21 protein-coding genes are annotated in these 20,929 nt (G+C 62.2%); 8 read left to right on the forward strand and 13 right to left on the reverse strand.

The window, feature by feature from the left end; all coding sequences use genetic code 11:
- Positions 1-25: 25 nt before the first annotated feature.
- Positions 26-346, reverse strand: a complete 321-nt coding sequence (locus tag GON09_RS27460) for a hypothetical protein (RefSeq protein ID WP_213935094.1) — start codon at positions 344-346, stop codon at positions 26-28.
- A 247-nt stretch (positions 347-593) separates the two neighbouring features.
- Between GON09_RS27460 and GON09_RS27465 the strand changes: the two genes are divergently transcribed.
- Entirely contained in the window at positions 594-1,463 is an 870-nt protein-coding gene (locus tag GON09_RS27465; protein ID WP_213935095.1) for an SDR family NAD(P)-dependent oxidoreductase, read from the forward strand.
- A gap of 52 nt (positions 1,464-1,515) precedes the next feature.
- On the opposite strand, the gene GON09_RS27470 is transcribed toward GON09_RS27465, so the two are convergent.
- From GON09_RS27470 to GON09_RS27480, 3 genes are read right to left on the reverse strand one after another with little or no spacing between them, the layout of a single operon-like run.
- Positions 1,516-2,580, reverse strand: coding sequence for an acyl-CoA dehydrogenase family protein (locus tag GON09_RS27470; protein WP_213935096.1), 1,065 nt, complete (start codon positions 2,578-2,580; stop codon positions 1,516-1,518).
- Positions 2,580-3,743 (reverse strand): acyl-CoA dehydrogenase family protein, encoded by a 1,164-nt coding sequence (locus GON09_RS27475; protein WP_213935256.1) that lies wholly within the window; start codon positions 3,741-3,743, stop codon positions 2,580-2,582. The genes GON09_RS27470 and GON09_RS27475 overlap by 1 nt, the downstream gene beginning before the upstream one ends.
- A gap of 51 nt (positions 3,744-3,794) precedes the next feature.
- The gene (locus GON09_RS27480) at positions 3,795-4,226 is read right to left on the reverse strand and encodes an SRPBCC family protein (RefSeq protein WP_213935097.1); all 432 of its coding nucleotides are present in this window, start codon (positions 4,224-4,226) and stop codon (positions 3,795-3,797) included.
- 231 nt (positions 4,227-4,457) lie between these two features.
- Here GON09_RS27480 and GON09_RS27485 point away from each other — a divergent pair, with 231 nt between their 5' ends.
- From GON09_RS27485 to GON09_RS27500, 4 genes are all read left to right on the forward strand, one after another.
- A complete protein-coding gene (locus tag GON09_RS27485; RefSeq protein ID WP_213935098.1) occupies positions 4,458-5,207 on the forward strand; it encodes an SDR family NAD(P)-dependent oxidoreductase in 750 nt (249 codons plus the stop codon).
- A 10-nt stretch (positions 5,208-5,217) separates the two neighbouring features.
- Positions 5,218-6,006: an amidohydrolase family protein gene (locus GON09_RS27490; protein ID WP_213935099.1), complete on the forward strand. Its 789-nt coding sequence runs from the start codon at positions 5,218-5,220 to the stop codon at positions 6,004-6,006.
- A gap of 169 nt (positions 6,007-6,175) precedes the next feature.
- Positions 6,176-7,372 carry a cytochrome P450 gene (locus GON09_RS27495; protein ID WP_213935100.1) on the forward strand — a complete coding sequence of 399 codons (1,197 nt, stop codon included), beginning with the start codon at positions 6,176-6,178 and terminating at the stop codon, positions 7,370-7,372.
- Between the two features lie 143 nt (positions 7,373-7,515).
- Positions 7,516-8,322, forward strand: coding sequence for an SDR family NAD(P)-dependent oxidoreductase (locus GON09_RS27500; RefSeq protein ID WP_213935101.1), 807 nt, complete (start codon positions 7,516-7,518; stop codon positions 8,320-8,322).
- A gap of 528 nt (positions 8,323-8,850) precedes the next feature.
- Here the strand turns inward: GON09_RS27500 and GON09_RS27505 are convergent.
- From GON09_RS27505 to GON09_RS27540, 8 genes are all read right to left on the reverse strand, one after another.
- The gene (locus tag GON09_RS27505; RefSeq protein WP_213935102.1) at positions 8,851-9,051 is read right to left on the reverse strand and encodes a ferredoxin; all 201 of its coding nucleotides are present in this window, start codon (positions 9,049-9,051) and stop codon (positions 8,851-8,853) included.
- 4 nt (positions 9,052-9,055) lie between these two features.
- The gene (locus GON09_RS27510; RefSeq protein ID WP_213935103.1) at positions 9,056-10,234 is read right to left on the reverse strand and encodes a cytochrome P450; all 1,179 of its coding nucleotides are present in this window, start codon (positions 10,232-10,234) and stop codon (positions 9,056-9,058) included.
- 248 nt (positions 10,235-10,482) lie between these two features.
- On the reverse strand, positions 10,483-11,793 hold the full coding sequence (locus GON09_RS27515; RefSeq protein WP_213935104.1) for an MFS transporter: 1,311 nt from the start codon (positions 11,791-11,793) through the stop codon (positions 10,483-10,485).
- Positions 11,794-11,822: 29 nt separating this feature from the next.
- Positions 11,823-12,605: an enoyl-CoA hydratase/isomerase family protein gene (locus GON09_RS27520; RefSeq protein ID WP_213935105.1), complete on the reverse strand. Its 783-nt coding sequence runs from the start codon at positions 12,603-12,605 to the stop codon at positions 11,823-11,825.
- A gap of 25 nt (positions 12,606-12,630) precedes the next feature.
- Positions 12,631-13,806 carry a thiolase family protein gene (locus tag GON09_RS27525; RefSeq protein ID WP_213935106.1) on the reverse strand — a complete coding sequence of 392 codons (1,176 nt, stop codon included), beginning with the start codon at positions 13,804-13,806 and terminating at the stop codon, positions 12,631-12,633.
- Positions 13,803-15,344: a class I adenylate-forming enzyme family protein gene (locus tag GON09_RS27530; protein ID WP_213935107.1), complete on the reverse strand. Its 1,542-nt coding sequence runs from the start codon at positions 15,342-15,344 to the stop codon at positions 13,803-13,805. The genes GON09_RS27525 and GON09_RS27530 overlap by 4 nt, the downstream gene beginning before the upstream one ends.
- A 1-nt stretch (position 15,345) precedes the next feature.
- Positions 15,346-15,765, reverse strand: coding sequence for a Zn-ribbon domain-containing OB-fold protein (locus GON09_RS27535; protein ID WP_307854579.1), 420 nt, complete (start codon positions 15,763-15,765; stop codon positions 15,346-15,348).
- On the reverse strand, positions 15,762-16,628 hold the full coding sequence (locus GON09_RS27540; protein ID WP_213935109.1) for a hypothetical protein: 867 nt from the start codon (positions 16,626-16,628) through the stop codon (positions 15,762-15,764). The genes GON09_RS27535 and GON09_RS27540 overlap by 4 nt, the downstream gene beginning before the upstream one ends.
- Before the next feature lie 242 nt (positions 16,629-16,870).
- Here GON09_RS27540 and GON09_RS27545 point away from each other — a divergent pair, with 242 nt between their 5' ends.
- From GON09_RS27545 to GON09_RS27555, 3 genes are all read left to right on the forward strand, one after another.
- Entirely contained in the window at positions 16,871-17,635 is a 765-nt protein-coding gene (locus tag GON09_RS27545; protein WP_213935110.1) for an SDR family NAD(P)-dependent oxidoreductase, read from the forward strand.
- Positions 17,632-18,417, forward strand: coding sequence for a crotonase/enoyl-CoA hydratase family protein (locus GON09_RS27550; protein WP_213935111.1), 786 nt, complete (start codon positions 17,632-17,634; stop codon positions 18,415-18,417). The genes GON09_RS27545 and GON09_RS27550 overlap by 4 nt, the downstream gene beginning before the upstream one ends.
- 83 nt (positions 18,418-18,500) lie before the next feature.
- Complete coding sequence (locus tag GON09_RS27555) at positions 18,501-19,292, forward strand: FadR/GntR family transcriptional regulator (protein WP_213935112.1); 792 nt, start codon at positions 18,501-18,503, stop codon at positions 19,290-19,292.
- 125 nt (positions 19,293-19,417) lie between these two features.
- Here GON09_RS27555 and GON09_RS27560 read toward each other — a convergent pair whose 3' ends face one another.
- A complete protein-coding gene (locus tag GON09_RS27560) occupies positions 19,418-20,908 on the reverse strand; it encodes an aldehyde dehydrogenase family protein (protein WP_213935113.1) in 1,491 nt (496 codons plus the stop codon).
- Positions 20,909-20,929: the final 21 nt, after the last annotated feature.

A 20,929-nucleotide genomic window follows, 5' to 3' on the forward strand; every position in this document is an offset into this window, starting at 1 on the left:
TGGTCGCGGCGTCATGGTCGCGGCGTCATGGTCGCGGCGTCGGGCTGCGGTGCCGACCTAGATCGCCCGGGCCAAGGTCGATTTCGGACTCGATCGAGTCAGCGGTCTCTTGGGAGACCTCATTGACACTGAAACGAATCACGGTGTCTGTGGACGATGCGGCACGTCGGGAGTCGACCGTAGCGACGGCGCGGATGCCGAGATCCGGTGAGTGACATGCCGGGGAAGAATTCCGATAGTCGGGCGGGGCGAGCCGGTGTGATTCCACGGCGAGGATGATGCAACACATCAAGTAGTACGGCACCAGCAGCATCACGAACAAGCCGGCGACGGCGAGTAAAGTCATCTGCGCCTCCGATGTTTCGCGGCGACGCGGGAGCTTGCTTCCGACGTAGTTGTCGATAGGACGAGAGCATTCCCTGCGGGTAAGCGCTCGGTGACCTTCTGCGCCATGGGCGCTCCTCTGTCAGGAAAGTTGGACAGTAAACATAGATATGTTATAACCTGTTTGGAATGGGCGAGTCAACGGGACAAGCGCCTCTGCATCGTCCGGGAGCGGACAATGTAAAGGACTCGGAGGAAGGATCCCTACCGTGCTGACAGATCGACCTCATCCGAGACAAGCAGGTACCGCATGGGATTCAGTCGATGTCCGGATACTGTCGGACAACTCGCTCGCGGATCGTCATGCCATTGTCACCGGCGCAGGTAGCGGTATAGGGCAAGCAATTGCCGTTCGTCTCGCCGAACTCGGCGCGAACGTAACCGGGATCGGCCGAAACGAAGATTCCCTACGGGACACCGAAGAGCGCGCGGAAGGGAAATCCGGGAGTTTCAGGTGGTTCCAAGCCGACGTTCGCGACTCGGCACTCATCAGATCGGTGATAGCGAAAGCAGCTGGCGACACGGGGATCGACGTCCTCGTCAACAACGCCGGCGGTCAATTCTACGCTGCTACAGACGACATCTCGGACAACGGGTTCAGATCGATCATCGACCTGAACCTCAACGCGGTGTTCACCGTCATCTCTGAGGCCAAGAAGTACCTCGCGCTCCGTGGCGGCAGCATTGTGAACATTTCTCTGTCGGGTGTCGATCGCGGTGGGGTCGGACTCGCACATTCGCTCGCCGCGCGTGCAGGTGTGCTCGCGATGACGAAGTCGATCGCACTCGAGTGGGCACATCTCGGAATCAGAGCGAACTGCGTCGCGCCCGGCGTTGTCATATCCGAGCAACTCCCTGAAGCGATCGCAACGTCCCTCCGTGAAGAGGTCGTTCCGCGCTCGGTTCCGGCCGGGCGTCCGACTCCGGTCGACGACGTGGCAGAGCTTGTCGCATATCTCGCCGCTCCGGCTTCTCGGATGATCACCGGCCAGGTCTTGCAGATCGATGGCGCAGCGCATTTGGGGCGCGGTCTACACATGGTGGAGGACTGGCCCCCGTCGCAGGTTCCGACCTGCTGACGGCTGTTGGAGAACGAGAGGGACCGACCGTAGTAACGGTCGGTCCCATTCGTCACTCCCGAACAGTCGCCAGGAGATCAGGCACCCTGCAACCGTGTGTGACCAAGCCCCAGGCGCCGTCCCGACCTGCGCCGATAGCGGCCTTCGTCAAAAGACGATCCCAGCGGGCCACCGATCCGAACTCCGACCTCCATGCGAGCACAGGGCCGGTCAACCTGTGCAGATCGTGTTCGGACGTAGTGCCGATCGCACCGTGAACCTGATGTGCATTGCGGACCACCGTGGACGCCGCGTGCCCGGCGCAGGACTTCGCGACAGCCACAGCGATGGCCATCCCATCGTCCCATCCGACACGTTCGGCATGGTTGACAGCGGCATCGGCTGCAGCTCGCGCCAACGCGGTCTCGGCAGCGACGTGGGATACCAGACGCTGCACGGCCTGAAACTTCGCCAACGGACGGCCGAACTGTTCGCGACTCGAGACATGCTCGACACACAACTCGACAATTCGTTCCATGGCGCCGCACATTTGCAGGACCCTCGCGAGTGCACCTCTGAGGAAAAACAGTTCGGCGGTTCCTTCGGGCACCGGAGTCCACGTCACGTCATCTGCCTGAATAGTCACCGTGTCCCGCGGCTCGCCGGCGAGATTCTCGGCCTGGTGAATGTCGAGGCGGTCTGTCTCGAGGTGTGCGATCACCCAGTGGTTACCGTCGAATCGTAACGGTACTGCGAACCGGGCGTCGCGGGCCCACGGGACTGCACGAGTCGTACCGGAACGGTCCATCAGAAACGCAGTTCCCAGACCATCTTCCATGGGGAGTGCGCCGGTTTCGAGCAGCCATCCGGCAAGAAGGTCGTGCTCTACCAAGGGTGCGGGCACCGCGGCAGCAGATGCTGCAGCGAGCAACGCCGATGCTGCGTGCCAGTCCGCTCCGCTACCTCCGTGGGATTCCGATCCGGTGAGCCGCGTCAACCCGAGTTCGTCGAGTACCTGCCACAGCTTCTCGTCGAACTCGACAACGGTGCCCGGGGTGACCTCGTCCGCACGGTGGGCGGCGAACACCGAGACCATCATGTCGACGACATCCGGATCGATCAATACTGTCGAATTCATCAACGTAAACCTAACTCTCGTGCCACGACGCCTTCGAGAACCTCGGTTGTGCCGCCCCGCAATGTGAAGCCCGGACGTTGTTGAACAGCACTTTCGACCAACGCGCGGAAGCGCTCCGGTTGCGAAACATCCTCGGAATCGTGACGCAGATCGACGTACTCGGCGATGTCACCTTCCGTTGCCGTTCCGAGGAGTTTCACTGCTGCAGCGGCGCTATCGGCAGCCTCACCGCGCTGCAGCGCCCCTGCCACTGCTGACGACATATGATGCAAACCGGTGATACGGCCAATGAAGCGACCGAGTCCACCATCATCGTAACCGGGATGCTCGGGTAGCCCCGCGTGCTCTATGGTCTCGGCCAGCAACGCGAATGTCGACAGAAATCTCTCCGGGCCGCTGCGTTCGTACCCGAGTTCGGAGGTGACCTGCTGCCATCCGTCTCCGATCTTGCCGAGCACCATGTTGTCCGGGACGAACACCTCGTTCAACACAACCTCGTTGAAGTGATGACTACCCGTCATGGAAATGATCGGACGAATCTCAACTCCGTCGGATCGAAGATCGACGATGAACTGGCTCAATCCTGCGTGCCGGGCGGCGGGGTCCTTCGGCGACGTCCGTGCGAGTGCGAAGAACGCATCGGCGTGATGTGCGCCCGACGTCCAGACCTTCGTACCGGTGATCCTCCAGCCTCCGTCGACCTGAACGGCTTTGGTACGCACGCTTGCGAGATCGGACCCGGAATCGGGTTCACTCATTCCGATGCCGAAGAAGCATGTGCCCTGCGTGATTGCGGGCAGGAACTTCAGCTTTTGCTCCTCCGTCCCGAATTTCATGAGCGATGGTGCGATCTGTCGGTCGGCGATCCAGTGCGCAGCAACGGGCGCACCGCAGGCAAGGAGTTCCTCGGTGACGATGAACCGCTCGATGTGCGATCGGCCGTGACCGCCGTACTCCGTCGGAATCGTCATGCCGATCCACCCACGTGAGGCAAGGCGGCGCGAGAAGTCCGGGTCCCACCCCGTCAGCCATGTATCCACTCCGGGTATGAACAACTCGGATTCGAGACAATCCTGGAGAAACGCTCGGACTTCAGTGCGGAGTACCGTGTATTCCTCGAGATCGTCCAGGCCGAGCGGGAGCAACCGGTTTGCGTTCACCATCATTCTCCTTCGCGATGTGCCGAGGCGGGTTACCGTCGGCGACAGCGACTTTCACACCCGGTCCGACGTCAGGACCTCTCCGATCCGCTGCAGTCCACCCCGGTACATACCGCTGACAGCCTGTTCGAGCTCGTGGCCTTCGGCCTCACTGTCTGCCTGGAACTGCGCGGTCCACAGGATGTCAGAGCCGCCATCGGCTGCGGGCACTACGGAAAATCGTGAGCTGAAGTTCTTCAACACCAGCGGACCATCGATGTAGTCGTACTCGTAGTAGTGGCGCGCATCGACATGCTCGGTGATTCGTTCACGTGCTGTTCCCGCCCCGCCTGCCAGTTCTGCATGGCGGACATCGCCGTCGAGCCATGACTTCTCTACCGCCGGCAGCCACTTGTCGATCTCGCCGGGAGCTCCGCACAATGTCCAGATCTCTTTTGCCGTATGAGGGTAGTGCTCGGCCTCGTTGATGGTGATCTGAATGGGCATGTCGTTCTCCTTGTTGTGGTGCAACAGTTTCCATAAACGATCGGACTGCCGTGTCTTTGGATGCGCCGGTCCCGAAAAGCTGATGTGATGGGGTCTGGCGCTCGACGTCCGGTGCGTTTAATATCGTAAATATAATCATGGTAAACGCGGCGTGGCAAGAGTCACATACGGCCGCAAGGAGTGCTCGTACAAGCATATGGCGCGACTCTCCACGGCGAAAGGACGAAACTCATGGATCTGCGACTGGCAGGGAAGGTTGCGATTGTCACGGGCGCAAGTCGTGGTCTCGGGAGGGCTGCGGCAGAGGCGCTGCTCGACGAGGGGGCCTCGGTGCTCCTTGTGGCACGGTCGAAAGAGCCGCTGGACGAGCTGCACAACCGCTACCCCGACCGAACAGCGGTGCGGCCGTGCGACATGCGTGACATGAATGCGGTTGCGGAGCTCGCAGATGCAGCGGTCGAAGCCTTCGGTCGACTCGACATCGTCGTCAACAATGCCGGGATCGCGCCTGCCGGCCGATTCGACGAACAGCCGCAGGAGCAGTGGGACGAGGTGTTCGACGTGAATGTGCGTGCACCTGCTGTGCTGACTCGAGCTGCAGCGCGACACCTTCTTCCTCAGAAGTCGGGCAAGATCATCAATGTGGCCAGCACGTCGGGTATCAAGGGAAAGCCGACCTTGGTCGCGTATTCGTCGTCCAAGGGCGCGGTGCTGCAGTTCACGAAGGCGCTTGCCGGTGAATGGGCCAAGAAGGGTGTTCAGGTCAACGCCATTGCACCTGGTGCTTTCACGACCGACGCGCAGGCCGCGGTCACCGAATCCCCCGATGTGCTTGCCAAGCGGCTTCGGAAGATTCCCGCCGGTCGCATGGGTAGTCCGGCCGAGTTTGGTCCGCTTGTCGCATACCTCGCGTCGCCTTTGTCCGATTTTGTTACCGGTTCGGTTGCCGTCATCGACGGTGGCGAAGTCAGCCGACTCTGAGAGGATCACCATGATCATCGACGCACATACGCACATGTGGCCCGACGCCGTCGCGAGGAAGGCACTCGCCGGCTCGGTGCCGGATCTCGAGCGCCGCGGCGACGGGACCCAGGACGGTTTGAAGAAGTCCATGAAGGACGCGGGAGTGGACCGCTCCGTATGCCTTGCGGTGGCCAACGACGGCGGCTCGGTCGACAAGGCCAACAAATTCTCGGCTTCCCTCGACCCCGATCATTTCATTGGTTTCGGCTCGGTCCACCCTGATTTGACGCCGGAAGAGAACATCGAGAGCCTGCGCCGACACGGGTTGAAGGGCGCGAAGATTCACCCGTTCTTCCAGCGCTATGCGTTGGACGACCGACGGCTCGCGCCACTGCTGGACGCGATGCAGGGCGAGTTCGCTGTCATCATCCATGTCGGTTCGATCAGCACAGCGAGCTCCGAAGGGGTGTGTAGCCCGACCATGCTTGCGGATCTGGCTCGCAACTTCCCGAAGCTTGACGTCATCGCATGCCATTTCGGCGGATACCGGCAGTTCGAGGCCGCCGCCGAGACGGTGGTGGGTCTTCCCGTTTACCTGGACACCTCGTGGCCCCCGAGCGTGGCCGAGCTCAACCCTGTGGAAGTACGCAAAGTGATCGAGAAGCACGGCCCGGAACGTGTTGTCTTCGCGTCCGACTGGCCGATGGCCGATCAGGCGCGTGAGATCAGGGCGGTTCGTGAACTCGGACTTGCCGATGATGATGTGGAGCAGATCCTCGGACTCAATCTGGCACGACTGCTCGACATTTCGGTCTGACATCAGTTCCAGCTCGTCACCTGGAAGATCGCGTTACCCAGGTGACCTGAGGCCCGGAGGATTGCGATTGCAACCTCCGGGCCTTTCCATGGATCCTTGCGCGTTAAATATAGATATGGTTAAGTGATTTAGCACACGTGTCGTGCATCACAATTCCAGGGAGGCCGCCATGACCACTGCTACTGCCTTCGATCCCCTCAGCCCGGAAGTTCAACAGGATCCGTATCCCTACTACAAGGAACTGCGGCGCAACGCACCGGTCCAGTACATCGAATCGGTCGCAGCCTGGGGGATCTTTCGCTACTCCGACGTCGAGAGCACGTTCAAACGCCCCGAGATTTTCTCGGCCAAGGACTTCACCACCAACGCATTCGGCGAATTCGATCCGGTATCCGAGGTGAAGTCCATCATCGCCACTGATCCACCGGAGCACTCGCGTATCCGACGTTTGGCCAACGCCGGATTCCGGCCAGGTGCGATCAAAGCCATGGAACCGAAGGTCGACGCTGTGATCGAACGACTGCTCGACAACCTCGAAGGTCAGCGCTCCGATTTCGATCTGGTGTCCGATTTCGCTGCTTATGTCCCCGTCAACGTCACCGCCGACCTGCTCGGAGTGGAAGACCCGGACGTGCGAGAAGACTTCAAGCGCTGGACGGCGGATCTGCTGCAAGCGCCCAACCGAGGAGTGCTCCCGCAGGGCGATCTCGACCGCATTCGCGCGAGTGTCGCCGAGCTTCGCGCCTATTTCACCGAGCAGATCGAGTATCGACGCACGCACCCCGGAAGCGACCTGATCTCCGATCTGGTTCGCGCCGAAGAGGAGAGCCAGACGCTCACTGCCACGGAGATTCTGAGCTTGGTGGCGCTGATGCAGTTCGGCGGTTCCGAAACTCCGTCCCACCTCATCAGCTCGACCGTATACAACCTGTTCTCCCATCCCGAGATCCTGGCCGAGGTGCGCCGCGACCCGAGCCGGGCGCTGGCTGCCGTCCAGGAGACACTGCGCCAGAACTCGCCCGTGCAGATGGTGTTCCAGACCGCGGTTGAGGACGTCGATGTCGCGGGCGTGACCATCCCGAGCGGATCCATGGTGTTCTCCTACATCGCCGCAGCCAACCACGACGACACGGTGTTCGACGAACCGGAGAAGTTCGTTCTCGACCGCCCCAACCTCAATAGGCACCTGTCGTTCGCCACGGGCGCACACCACTGCATCGGTGCTCCGCTCGGGCGGATGATGTGCGCCAAGGCAGTCGGAGGCGTGCTGGCTCGCTTCCCTCATCTCCGACCGCTCGAAGAACGTCCCCGATGGATGCCTTCCTACTGGGTCCGTGGTCTTGCGCAGTACCGGTTCACTGCCTGACGCACCGGTTCGAGGCCGAGTGCGCCTCGCATCTCGATCGACTCATCCAGAGTGTGCCCTCCTGGATGACGAGCCTGTTCCGGGGGTTGTTCTCGAAGCCGTCCGATCGGACTGAAAAGACCAGTCCGGGAATAGGAATCGATATGAAACTCGAAGGTAAAGTGGCGTTTGTGACCGGTGCTGCGCACGGGCAGGGCGCCTCACACGCACGCTACCTGGCGAACGAGGGCGCCCGCATCGTTGCGGTCGACATCTGTGAGGACATCAAGCCGATCTACCCACTGGGTACCCGAGAAGAGCTGGACGGCACCGTGGCATCGATCAACGACGCCGGTGGTGAAGCCATTGCAGTCCAGGCTGATGTTCGTTCGTCGCCGGAGATGAAGGCGGCCGTCGACGTTGCGGTCAAGGCCTTCGGTACCGTCGACATCCTGTGCAACAACGCAGGCGTATGTATCGTCGAGGCGGTCGACGAGATTTCCGATGAAAGCCTCGATGCGGTGATCGATGTCAACCTGAAGGGAGTCTTCAATACCGTGCGGCACATTGCGCCGATCATGAAGGCTCAACGGTCGGGAAAGATCATCAACACCGCCTCTGCGGGCGGTCTCAAAGCCCTACCGATGGTCTCGCACTACGCGGCAGCAAAAGGCGGCGTGGTGATGGCGACGAAGAGTTGGGCGAACGAACTGTCGGAGTGGGGAATCAACGTCAACGGCATCGCTCCCGGAACGATCTACACCGGAATGATCACCGGAATCGCCGGGCAACTGGGGCAGGATCCCGGCGAAGCATTCGAGCAGTTCAATGCGAACAACATGTTCAAGGGCGAGCGCGGCCACGTCACTGTCGATGACATCTCCACAATGGTGGTTTACCTAGCGAGTGACGACGCACGGATGATCACAGGTCAGGTCATCCCGGTGGACGCCGGCTGGGTCGCATCATAAGCCCTGCAGGTCGACGCGATCCGTATACGCGGATATGAGCGCCCCAGCGAATGGATCTCGCTGGGGCGCTCGTTGTATGTGGGAGGCTGAGCACGCCTCGGCTCCTTTGTCCTCTTCCGAGCGACTCCGTGCGCCTTCGCGGGCGAACTCGCCACGGTCCGAGGGGATTTCGTCCCGACATTTCGACTGGTTTCGCAGGACCGCGGTCGTCAGCCTGACGACTCGGGTACTCACCGAGGTGGCACAGCAACGGAGTACGTCATCCCGTCAGCAATCACTGCGTCCTTCCTGACGGGAACGTACACGGTCTGGCTTCGGACATAGGCTTCCCTCGGTGCAGGATCCGTGTCGGCTCAGAAGAATATTGTCCCACCAACGCCAACCCTTCGCCGAGCCTGCCACAGTCGGGACGTGGTCGGTAACTTCCGTCGGTCCATAAGCTCTGCAGGTCAATGCGATCCGTGGACTCGGATGTGAGCGCCCCAGCGAATGAATGTCGCTGGGGCGCTCGTTGTATATGGGGCAGGATCAGTCCTCGGATATCTCGATGGCCCCTTCCGGGCAACTCTGCGCGCCTTCACGGGCAGAAGCTTCGTGTCCGGGTAGCACCTCACGGGCGACGTCCCGATGATCGGCGAAGCCTTCGTCATCCGGTTCGTACACGTCGGGCGCGATGGAATAGCAGCGTCCGTGGCCGCTGCACAGCCCACTGTCGATCGTCAGTTTCATCGCGTCATCCCTTCGTGGCGGTACCGAATGTGAGTTCCAGCGAGGTCGTCGTCCTCAACTGGCTGGTTTCCGTCTTTGCCGACGTTCCTTCGGTGAGATGGAAGTCGGGTATACGGCGGAGGAACTCCTCGAGCGTTACCTTGAGCTCGAGGCGTGCAAGGTGTGAGCCGAGGCAACGATGGGGGCCGATGCCGAATGCCGAATGGACGGTTCCCTTGCGGTGGATGTCGAGAACAGCGGGATTTTCCACCAGTTCGGGATCTCGCGATACCGCTGCGTAGTTGAGTGCGATCCAGTCGCCGGCGCGCAACTCGAGATCTCCCAGCGTGGTGTCCTGGGTGACATACCGAGCCGGCGCGACGACAGGCGCAAACAGACGCACGAATTCTTCGACGGCCTGTGGGACAAGATCGGGATTGTCGTGCAACTCCTTCCGCACATCGTCGTGTTGGGCAAGGTAATTCACCGCGGCAGTCATGGCATGAGTGGTCGTCGCCAGGCCCCCGAAGACCAGGTCCAGGACAATGGCTACCTTGTCCTCCCACGGTGCGGGCGTTCCGTCCTCGCGGTCGACACCCGCATTGACGACGTCGACGACATCACCCCGCGGCTCTTCCTTGGTGCGCTGCTCCAGATATGCTGCCAGATAGTCGTTTACCTTCATGAAGTACTGAGGACGTTCCTCGATCGGCCCGAAGGTACCTTTGTCGATGCCCTCGAACAGTTCGGGGAGGTCGGATTCGGGCACCCCCATCAGGCAGCGGAAGAACACCATTCCGGGCAGATGCGCCGAGAAATCGGAAACGAAGTTGCAACGGCCTTTGTCGGCGAACTTGTCGATCAATTCGTTTGCGATCGTGCGAATCTGATCTTCGAACTCGGCGACGGCTGTGGGCGAGAAGAAGGGGTTCAGGGCCTTGCGCCACTTGTCGTGGTACGGCGGGTCGGATTCCTCCGGGAGGATGACGGGGGAGCCGTCGGGGCGATTGACCATGTAACCTTTGGCCGAGCTGAATGTGCGCCAGTCCTGAGCGGCTTTCTTCACATCCTTGTAGGTGTTGATGACCTTGTATCCATGTCCGGTCTTGCTGTGCGCAACCGGGCACTTCGCGGCCATCTCGTTCAGCACGTCCTCGAAACGCTCGTTGAACTCGGGATCTTCGAAGTCGAAGTCGTTGAACATGTCTCGCTTGAACGGTTGCACTGGAGGTGTCTGAGTCACAGTGGATCCTTCGCTCTAACAGTCGGTCGACGGGGCTGGAAGGGAATGTGGTGGCGGCTCACCGCAACCCTTACTGGGTACCTCGGAGCCTGTGATGTGGAACACTTCATAAGATATCTATATTTAACGGGCCCGTCAACCGTCGGATCGGGTGCCGACCGACTTCCTCGCCGCCCTCGGCAGAGAGAACCGGTGAGGGTGATCGGTTGTCAGTTCAGTACGCGATCACGTGTTTCGGGCATTCGGGCGTATACCACGAGGCCCACCAGGGCGGCTCCGGCCACATACATCCAGACCCGGTCCTGCATGCCGTTGGTCGCTAGCCAGGTGGTGACATAAGGTGCGGTCCCCCCGAACACTGCAACCGCGATGGCGTAGGGGAATCCGATCCCGGTGGTGCGGATCTCCGCGGGGAACTGCTCGGCCATGACCGTCGCAATGAGGCCCGCGTATCCGGCCAGCAGGGTGACTCCGATGATCTCCACCATGAACAGGGTCCAGAATCCCCCGGTTTCGAGCAGCCGGAAGGCGGGATACGCGAACAATAGAAATCCTGCTGCGAAGAAGATCATGATCGGCTTGCGGCCGACGCGGTCGGCGAGTATGCCGACGAACGGCAGCAGGCACAGGAAGTACGCCAACGCGATCGTGTTCGCGACCAGCGCGGTCTGCAGTTCCATCGTGCCGAGGGCCGAGCTGACGTATCCCGGCATGTAGTTGATCCAGATGTAGTAGATCAGAACGCCGGCCGCTGCCATCCCGATCACCCGAAGCGCCGCGCCCGGGTGCTTCCGGAGCATCCGAGTCAACGGGTTCCGCTGGATACGACCTTCTTCGCGTGCATTGCGGAAGTCGTCGGTCTCGTCGAGTCCGATGCGCAGCCACAGGCCGACCAGCCCGAGGAGTCCGCCGACGATGAATGCCGCGCGCCAGCCCCACGACGCCATAGCGTCCGGTTCCAATACTGAGGTGAGGCCGAGCGCCAGGAGCGCTGCGATCAACACACCTAGTCCGGCCGATACCTGCTGCCACGATCCGGCGAACGCCCTGCGCATACCTGTTGCGGACTCCACAAGTAGCGCGGACGATGACCCGAACTCGCCACCGGCGGAGAATCCTTGGACCAACCGAGCGAGGAGGAGAACGACGGGTGCTGCGACTCCGATCTGTTCGTAGGTGGGGCACAGTGCAATCAGGAACGCGCACCCCGCCATCATTACGATCGTCAGTGTCAAGCCCTTCTTCCGGCCGTGACGGTCGGTGAAGGCACCGAGCACTGCGCCGCCGACGGGGCGCATCACGAACCCGACCGCGAACACAGCGAGCGTGGCCAGAAGACCGGCCGCGGCGGAGGCCGGGGGAAAGAATTGCGTCGCGAAAACAGGAGCGAGGGCACTGTAGAGGGCCCAGTCGATCCACTCGACCGTGTTGCCTACCGAACCGGCAACAAGAGCCTTTCGTTTTCTGCGGACCTCGTCCGGGGGCGTCTCGAGATGTTCCGGGGTGTTCTGAAGTGTCATTGCCACACCTTCTTTGGACTTGTCGGCCACTATCGGCCGACGAAATACGCCGATCGTTTCTCCGCCATGGCGCGTCGCGCTTCCCGCGAATCGTCCGTGGCCATCACGACGGCGTGGTGCGAGGAAATGAGATCGAGTGCTGTGGCCAGGTCGTGTCTTTCGCCGAACCGTGCACTGCGCTTGATCATCTGCACGGCAACCGGAGGCTGCCGTGCGATTTCACGCGCAAGGTCGAGCACTGCCTGCTCCAGTCGGTCATCCGGATACACCTCGCTGACCAAGCCCAGGGACAGTGCTTCGTGAGCGTCGACAACTCGTCCGGTCCACATCAGCTGGAGGGCGGTTGCGCTTCCGACGATGCGGGGAAGGAGGTAGCAACCCCCGTCACCGGGAACGAGTCCCACCTTGATATAGGCCTGGGAGAATCGCGCGGATTCCGAAGCCATCCGGATATCCGTCAGCAGCGCCATATCCATTCCGGCCCCGAACGCGTCGCCCGAGACTCCGGCCAGGTACGGCTTGCTCAGGGCCTGTGCTGCGTGGGCAACCCGGTGCACATGCTTCGTGAGGAGGTTCTTCGCACCGAGCGGTGTCGGTTCGATTTCGTCGAGGACGGAAAGATCGACACCCGAACAGAACGACCCTCCGGTCCCGGTCAGGACGACGACGCGGATGTCGGGGCGCCGTTCCGCGTCGATCAGAGCGTCAGCCCAGGTGTCGATCATTTCGAGGGTGAAGGCGTTCTTACGGTGCGGTCGGTTGAGGCGAATGGTGGCGATATGATCTGCCACGGTGTATTCGATGTCTGCCACTGGACTCCCTTCGAGGTGCGCGCGGTCAGTCCGCGGCGCCGAGAACGAGAACGTTGTAGTACTGCGCCCCTGAACCTGCCCCCGCGACAAGGCCCGTTCGGGCGCCGGCCACCTGCCGGTCGCCGCTCACGCCGCGAATCTGTCGAACGGCTTCGATGATCTTCAAGGTCGGCGCGCCCCAACCGATATGGCTGAACGACATGACCCCGCCGTCGGTGCAGGTCGGAAGACCCCCGTCGATTCCGATACCGGTGTCGAGCGCAAACGCTCCGCCGTCGCCCTGTTTGCAGAACCCGAGGGCCTCGTACTGTCTGAGTACCTCGGCGGAGTTGACGTCGTAGAGCTGGACGAAGTCCAGATCGTGGGGTTCGAGGCCGGCGGTCGCGTAGGCACGCGCGGAGGCATCGGCACCGATCATCCACGCGTCGTCGTATCGTGGGGGATCGACGTACTGTTGACGCATCCACTCGGAGCCACCGCCGAGGATCCGCACCGGCGTGGAGGGAAGGTCGCGGGCACGCTCCATGGACGTGACGACCAGGGCGGCAGCACCTTCGTTGGCCAGGCACACCTCCAGCCTGGTGAACGGATCGACGACCTTCGGGGCGGCGAGGATATCTTCTGCCGTGTACGGTCCACGGCCGGCCATGACGGCATCCGGATTTCGGGATCCTGTATTGCGGATAGTCGCGGCCGCGTGCGCCATCGCCTCGCGTGCGTGCGGGTATGCGTGTAGGTAGCGTTGCGCGACGAGAGCGAACTGAGCTGTGGTGAACGATCCGAAGGGTTCGACGAATTCGTTCGCAGGGCGGGTGTAGGACGCAACGCGTCCGGCTTCGGCGTTCATCACGCCGGCCTGACCGCCAGTGATCAGGACGGTGTGGCACTGTCCGGTGGCGATCGCCGCGGCAGCGTCGAGAACCGCGGGCACACCCTGTGGGTAGGTGTCGCCGATCCAGCGGACAGGGATGCCCAGTAGCCCCGCCCAGTCCGCCGACCCGGGCTGGAAGACGGTGCCTCCGGGTCCCGGCCAGCGGGCGCAGATGCCGTCGACCTCGGTCTTGTCGATGCCGGCATCGGCGAGGGCAGCCTTCGCGGCGCGCACACTCGCGGTCAACGAGTTCATCTCGAGGCTGCGCGCCTGTTCGGTCATACCGACACCCACGACTGCGATGTCGTGGAACGGGTGCGACGCGGTCATGACACACCTGCCCGGGTGTCGAACTTCTCTCGTACCTGTGCCTTCGTGATCTTGCCGACCGCGTTGCGGGGGAGATCGTCCCACACCTCGATCCGTTCCGGAATCTTGATGCTCGGCAGTCCGTGGTCTCGGCACCATTGGGTGAGCTCCTCGGCCGACGGCGCCGGAGAACTGTTCGCCACCACCGCCGCAACGATGGATTCGCCCCATTCGGGATCCGCGATCCCGACGACCGCTGCCTCGCGAACCTGCTCGTGCAGCGTCAGGACGTTTTCGATCTCCGTCGGCGCAATGTTGAAGCCGCCCCGGATGATCAGATCCTTTTTCCGGCCGACGATCTTCAGGTATCCGTCGGATGTCCACTGTCCGATATCCCCGGAATGCATCCATCCGTCGATGAGCACTTCGTCGGTTTTCTCCGGTTCACGGTAGTAGCCGGTCATGGTGTAGGGCGTACCGAAGACGATCTCTCCCGATTCGCCGGGTGATACGTCGGCGCCGGTGTCGTCCACCAGCCGCACCATGACCGCCAGGGATTCCTTGCCGCATGTGGAGAATAGGTCCGGTCGTCCGTCGGCGGCGAGAGCATGATCGCTCTTGCGGAGCATGGTGCCGATCGAGGCAACCTCTGCCATGCCGTACAACTGCACGAAGATCGGTCCGAATCGTTCGACCAGGGCTTCTACTCGGTCGGGGGCGATCGGTGCAGAACCGTATCCGATGGTCCGGAGAGTCGGGATCGCCTCGGGCCCGACATCCGACTCGAGCAGTCTGATCAGCATGGTGGGCACGAGGAATGTGTGTGTGACGGCGTTCGAGCGTACCTCCTCGGCGAACCGATCGGGTTTGAAACCGCGCGAGTCCGCGAAGCCGATTGCTCCGCCGAGGAGGGTCAACGGTGCGATGGTGATCTGCATGCTCGAGTTGTGCGGGATCGCGATCATCCATCGTGTCCGGTCGGACAACTCGTACTCGGACACCGCTACCGCTGAATGCTGCAGTGTCGCACCGACACTGAACAGGATTCCCTTGGGACGGCCGGTGGTGCCGCTCGAGTACACGATGCAGAAGTCGTCCTCCGGCTGCACCTGGGTCTCCGTAGCGGGAGTCGCGGTAGAGGATTCGCTCAGCTGTCGCTCGTACTCACTCGGTTCGTCGATATCGATCACGACGACATCCGATCCCTCGACCAGTCGTCGTGCCATCGGCGCCAGCTCACCATCGGCAAGAACGACCATGGGGGAGCAGTTGTCGAAGATGTCCGCGTATTCGGGTTCGCCCAGGCGAAAGTTCAGCCCCACGTACACGGCGCCCGCCTTGGCGCACCCGCCGACGAGCTCCACCACTTCGATTCTGTTCGACACGAGCACCGCCACACGATCACCGCGGGCCACCCCGTAACGATCGACGAGCAGGTTGGCCAATCGGCATGCCCTCTCGTTCACCTGTGCCCAGGTGAGAGCTCGTGAACCGGCGAAACATGCTGTGCTGTGCGGAGTTCGGCGGGCGTTTCTACTGAACGCGAGTCCGATATTCATCTCAGTCCTTTGTATCGATAGCTCGAAATGCGGGGAACGTCCACTTGTCGTCGATCTCGACCCACGTCACTTCGACACGAGTTCCGATCGGAGTCGGCCGGTCTCCTTCGTGAAGGATGTTCGTCAGCAGTTGCCAGCCCTCGTCCATGTCGACGATCGCGATTTCGTAGGGGGCCGGCAGTGCCGGCGAGGGCGAACGATGAACCACGGTGCTGCTGTACACCGTTCCGCGACCCGAGCTGGCCTGGTAGCTCCACTGCTCTGCGAGGCAATGCGGGCAGATCAACTGCGGGGTGAAAAAGCTTCGCGTGCAGTTGTCACAGACGGGACGAACCAGTCGGTGCTCGCGGGCGGCAGCCCAGTAGGGTGCTGTCAGTTCACTGGGGGACGGCAGAGGGCGCTCGAGGTGCATGTCCATCATTTGCCGCCGAGGAGCAGAAGGTGCGCGGCTTCGGAGACCGGCATGCCGACGACGACACCGCGATCCTTCGCGGGGCCGTTGCAGGCGCTGATCAGGCCTTCGCTGTAGCCGCGGAAAGCATCACCGATCGGAGCGGTCCGCCCATCGATGCACGCACCGGCGAGTCCTGCCTCCTCGGCGGTGCGCAATCCGACGATCCCGGATTCATTCTTCGACATCCCGCCGTCGTGGCAGATGAACGCCCACGGATCGGCCTCGAGCAAGAATTTCGCGCCGCTGCGGCCGGTGTGCCCGGCAGTGACCATGACGCTTCGGCCGGCATCTTCCGGCAATGCCCACACGATGGAATCCGTGACGACGATCCGACGGCCGTCCGGTAGTTCTTCGACGGTCTCCCGCCGAATCTTGTTCCCCACCGAGGTGTCGGTCGATTCGTTGTCCCGCAGCAACTCGGCGGCCTGTCGAACCGGCATACCGACGGTAACGCCGAGACGCTCAGCGTGGTAGTTCACATGGGAGATCACGCCGCTTTCGTAAAGATCGCGCCCGTTGCCCATTTCGACGGTCATACCGTCCGCGGTGGCGGCGGGCACGCCCAGCGCTTCCAGGTACCAGAGCCCGGCAATTCCGGCGCCGTCCTTACCGACACACGCGTCGTGTCCGATCACGCCGCGCGGACGATGTACGGCACACATGCGTGCAGGAAGTACACCAATATACGACGCGGGAAGGACGACGTCGCGACCGGTGTTCCGTTCGTCGACCCAGCGCGCGGAGTCCATGATGACGATCCGTCGGCCATCGCGTTCGGCAACAACTTCCTGGGGATGATCTTTCTCCCGCTCGAGCAGAGTCTCGCCCACGTCATTTCTCCTCATCTACTTGTCGCTCCATGAGACTGTGGCGTAGATAACAGTGATATCTTAATTATATTAACTCGCCTCGACCAGTGGGAAGGGTGAGTGATGTTCGCGTCCCGCGCTCTGAGGCGCCCCTTCGTGAGAGCCTGCGAAGTCACTCTCGACAATCACGAAAACATGATTATATTATCTGCCTTAAGGCGTGAGGGGAAGAGCCCGCGCAAACGAATTCGAAGGAGTAGCCAGTGAATCTCGACGGAACATCTGCGCTGGTGACCGGCGGCGCATCCGGCCTCGGACTGGCCAGTGCACGCGCCCTCGCCAAGCGAGGAGCACACGTCACCGTCTTGGACCTGCCCACATCGGCCGGTGAGGACGTCGCCGCCTCATTCGGAGGTACCGCCACCTTCGCGCCCGCCGATGTGACCGACGAAGAATCGGTATCGGCCGCACTCGATCTCGCGCAATCTCACGGACACTTGCGCGCGGTGGTCCACTGCGCCGGCCGAGCTCACACCATGCGCATCCTGGACAAGGAAGGCAACCCGAACCCGCTGGAAGACTACGCAGGCGTGATTCGGACGAATCTCATCGGTTCCTACAATGTCCTGCGACTCAGCGCGGCGCGCATGGTCGACAACGACCTGCTCGACGGTGATCGAGGTGCCATCGTGATGACGGCATCGGTAGCCGCCTGGGAAGGGCAAGTCGGGCAGATTCCCTACGCCTCGTCCAAGGCCGGTGTCGTCGGCATGACGATCGTCGCGGCACGCGATCTCGCCAAATACCAGATCAGAGTCGCGACCATTGCGCCGGGCATTTTCGACACCCCGCTGCTCGGACGACTTCCGGAAAATGTGCGCGAGTCGCTCGGCCGCTCGGTGCCGCACCCGAGCCGCCTCGGTGATCCCGCAGAATTCGGCGACCTCGCCGCCTACATCATGGAGAACCCAATGATCAACGGAGAGACGATCCGACTCGACGGCGCAATCCGGATGGCAGCACGATGAGCACCACCGAAACCGTCGAATCACTGCTGGTCGAGGAACACGAGAAAGGAGTCGTCGTTCTCACCATCAACCGGCCGTCCGCACGCAACGCCGTCGACCTCATCACCGCACAAGCGATCTCCCGCACCCTGGATGCGCTCGACGACGATCCGGACTGCCGAGTAATCGTGCTCACCGGCGCGCAAGGTTTCTTCTCGGCGGGAATGGACCTGAAGGCATTCCGGGCAACGGGAGAACGACCGATCGACGCCAAACGCGGACCGTTCGGCCTGGTACACATGCCACCGGAAACCCCGATCATCGCTGCCGTCGAGGGCGCTGCGGTAGGCGGCGGATTCGAGATTGCGTTGTCGTGCGATCTTGTCGTCGCAGCCGAAGACGCCGTGTTCGGCCTTCCCGAAGTCAAACGCGGCCTGACCGCCGCGGGCGGCGGATTGCTGCGATTGCCCTCGCGCATCCCGTACCACCTGGCGATGGAGGCCGCCCTGACCGGCCGCGCACTCTCCGCCCTGTGGTGCTCGGAAGCAGGCCTGATCAACCGAGTCGTAGAGTCCGGCCAGGCACTCGGCGCGGCACTTGCACTTGCTCAGGAAATCGGCGCGAACGGCCCTCTTGCAGTGAAGGCCTCGAAGAAGGTGATCGTCGAGTCCGCGAACTGGACGGCGGCAGAGGTGTTCGATCGGCAGGAGACGATTGTCGATCCGGTTCGCCGGTCGTCGGACGCTCAGGAAGGCGCTGCCGCCTTCGCAGAGAAACGGGCACCCAACTGGACCGGCCGCTGATCGGACGATCCGCTCCGTCCAGCCCCTCAGGGGCACCGGGGGTCCACAGGAGCACCGACAGGACATGCAGCAAGGAGTATCGGATGACGGTCGGCAATGAGAACACGACCGATCTGAAGGACATGACACCGCAGTTCTACGAACCGCGTATGCCACCGAAAAGATCGGAGCTGCTTGCCCAACGGATCGTGAGAGAAATCCGAACAGGGGGACTGCGTCCCGGCGATCCGCTTGCGACCGAACCCGAGATGTGCGTAGCTCACGGTGTCGGCCGGAGTACGCTCCGCGAAGCGCTGCGCATTCTCGAACTCCTCGGTGTGGTGACGATCCGTCCGGGTCGCGGCGGTGGCCCCGTAGTCGCCGCTCCGAACTCACGACACCTGGCCAGCATGATGGCGTTGCTGATGCAGTGCTCCGACACCACGTTCCGTTCGGTTGTCCAACTGCGGGGATACATCGAACCTATCGCCGCGTCACTGTGTGCCGTCCACCGGGACGACGCGACCGTGTGTGCCCTGAACGAGTCGGTCACCGCCATGGCCGCCGATATCGACGACGAAGCGGTCTTCCTTGAAGAAAATCACCGATTCCACACTCTCGTGGCGGGCGGCGCCGGCAACCCGTTGATCACCTACATATCCAACTCTCTCGATTGGATTCTCGACGGTGCACCCCTGGGTGTGCAGTTCACGAGAAGCGCACGCCGTTCGGTTCTTTCCGTACACCATGCGATCTACCGGGCGATCGAAGCCGGCCTGCCCGAGGATGCGGAGAAGCAGATGAAGCACCACATGATGGAAACGGCAGGGTACTTCGAGAAGAAGTTCCCCGCCGTCATGGAGCAGATCGTGACGTGGGAGCTCTACGGCCTCTGATCGGCAGGCATCGGCAGCACCCGCCCGGTGAATCCGGGCGGGTGCTGTTCTGTCGGTTCCACCTCACACATGCAACAGGTGGGGACGAGTCGGTCCGCTCGTCCCCACCTGCGCCTCGTACGGAATCAGCCCGAGTACGCCCCGCTCAGCAGAATCTGCTTGATCTCGGTGAACTCGAGGATTCCCTCGGCGCCGCATTCTCGACCCCACCCGGATTGCTTGACACCACCGAAGGGTTCGGTAAGCGAGCACCCCGCGAGGTTGAGTGCGACACCACCCGAGCGGATTCGTCGCGCGATCTCGAGTGCCTTGTCACGGTCCTTCGCATACACCGATGCGGCGAGGCCGTACTTGGTGTCGTTGGCGATTCGAACCGCATCGTCGATGTCGTCATAGGCGATGACGACGACAATCGGCCCGAAGACCTCCTCTTGCGCGATCTCCATGTCGGTAGTGACGTCGCGCAGCAGCGTCGGAGCGAAGTAGTAGCCACGGTCCAGCCCGTCCGGTCGCTTACCGCCGGCTGCGATCACCGCGCCCTCCTCGAGGGCCTTGGCGAGCATCCGCTCGGTCCGCTCGAGGGCGCGCTTGTTCGCCAGCGGGCCGAGATCCGAACTCGGATCGAACGGGTGCCCGACCTTGATCGCATCGAATGCGGCCGCCAGCTTTGCGACGACCTCGTCGTACCTACTGCGAGAGACAAGAATTCGCGTCAGAGCCACGCATACTTGTCCGCAGCCTCCGGTAGCGCCGGGTACCAGCGTGGCCAGGACCTCGTCGATGTCGACGTCGTCGGCAATGATCGCGGGCGACTTCCCGCCCAGTTCGAGGCCGGTTCGTGCGAGGCGGTCCGAAGTCTGCTGGACGACCTCCTTCGCCACCGCGGTGCCGCCGGTCATATGGACCATATCGATGCCCGGGTGCCGGACGAGGTACTTGCTGGTGTCGAGTTCTGCGGCGAGACCGCTGATGACACCGTCCGGGAATCCGGCCGCCTGCGCGGCGTCCATGATGAGCCGGGACGTCAACTGTGACTCGGGGGCGAACTTCACCACCACGGGGCACCCGGCGAGCAGTGCCGGAATCACCTTCATACCCATCAACGGAACTGGTCCGTTGTAGGTCAGAATCGCCAGCACCGTTCCGATCGGCTGATGCTGAATCAGCACTTCACTGGAGTCGTTCTTGCGGATTTCCTCCCACTTCAAACTGGGGGCGATCTCGATCGCATGCCCCCAGATTGCGCTTCCTGCACCGGAGTTGATCATCTCTCCGTGTGCTCGGGTGTATCCGGATTCGAACCCCCAGGCTCGGTTCAGCGCATCCAGTCGCTGTTCCAGTTCGTCGGCGAACACGCGGCAGATTCGTGCCCGTTCGTCCGGGGACATACGCGGCCAGGGGCCCTCGTCGAATGCGGCACGAGCGGCGGCGACCGCAGCATCGGCGTCGGCTGTGCTGGGCGATGGCACGGTGGCCACGATTTCCTCGGTGGACGGCATGACCACGTCGATGGTTTCGGCCGTAGTGGACTCGACCCATTTTCCGGCGATGAACACCTTGTCGAGTGCGGGGATGTCTACGTCGAGCGTGCCGGCGGGGGCGACTGTACTTGTCATCTGGACCTCTCAGGTTCGCTT

It is taken from the genome of Rhodococcus sp. B50 (genome assembly GCF_013602415.1).
Lineage (GTDB): Bacteria > Actinomycetota > Actinomycetes > Mycobacteriales > Mycobacteriaceae > Rhodococcus.

Bases quoted from the DNA above. Each gene is read 5' to 3' on its own strand.
- GON09_RS27525 (WP_213935106.1), bottom strand. From the start codon at position 13,806: ATGACCGCGTCGCACCCGTTCCACGACATCGCAGTCGTGGGTGTCGGT.
- GON09_RS27505 (WP_213935102.1), bottom strand. From the start codon at position 9,051: ATGAAACTGACGATCGACAGTGGGCTGTGCAGCGGCCACGGACGCTGC.
- GON09_RS27485 (WP_213935098.1), top strand. From the start codon at position 4,458: ATGGATCTGCGACTGGCAGGGAAGGTTGCGATTGTCACGGGCGCAAGT.
- GON09_RS27475 (WP_213935256.1), bottom strand. From the start codon at position 3,743: ATGGTGAACGCAAACCGGTTGCTCCCGCTCGGCCTGGACGATCTCGAG.
- GON09_RS27550 (WP_213935111.1), top strand. From the start codon at position 17,632: ATGAGCACCACCGAAACCGTCGAATCACTGCTGGTCGAGGAACACGAG.
- GON09_RS27510 (WP_213935103.1), bottom strand. From the start codon at position 10,234: ATGTTCAACGACTTCGACTTCGAAGATCCCGAGTTCAACGAGCGTTTC.
- GON09_RS27500 (WP_213935101.1), top strand. From the start codon at position 7,516: ATGAAACTCGAAGGTAAAGTGGCGTTTGTGACCGGTGCTGCGCACGGG.
- GON09_RS27535 (WP_307854579.1), bottom strand. From the start codon at position 15,765: ATGATGGACATGCACCTCGAGCGCCCTCTGCCGTCCCCCAGTGAACTG.
- GON09_RS27555 (WP_213935112.1), top strand. From the start codon at position 18,501: ATGACGGTCGGCAATGAGAACACGACCGATCTGAAGGACATGACACCG.
- GON09_RS27460 (WP_213935094.1), bottom strand. From the start codon at position 346: ATGACTTTACTCGCCGTCGCCGGCTTGTTCGTGATGCTGCTGGTGCCG.
- GON09_RS27480 (WP_213935097.1), bottom strand. From the start codon at position 4,226: ATGCCCATTCAGATCACCATCAACGAGGCCGAGCACTACCCTCATACG.
- GON09_RS27470 (WP_213935096.1), bottom strand. From the start codon at position 2,580: ATGAATTCGACAGTATTGATCGATCCGGATGTCGTCGACATGATGGTC.
- GON09_RS27515 (WP_213935104.1), bottom strand. From the start codon at position 11,793: ATGACACTTCAGAACACCCCGGAACATCTCGAGACGCCCCCGGACGAG.
- GON09_RS27495 (WP_213935100.1), top strand. From the start codon at position 6,176: ATGACCACTGCTACTGCCTTCGATCCCCTCAGCCCGGAAGTTCAACAG.
- GON09_RS27530 (WP_213935107.1), bottom strand. From the start codon at position 15,344: ATGAATATCGGACTCGCGTTCAGTAGAAACGCCCGCCGAACTCCGCAC.
- GON09_RS27490 (WP_213935099.1), top strand. From the start codon at position 5,218: ATGATCATCGACGCACATACGCACATGTGGCCCGACGCCGTCGCGAGG.
- GON09_RS27560 (WP_213935113.1), bottom strand. From the start codon at position 20,908: ATGACAAGTACAGTCGCCCCCGCCGGCACGCTCGACGTAGACATCCCC.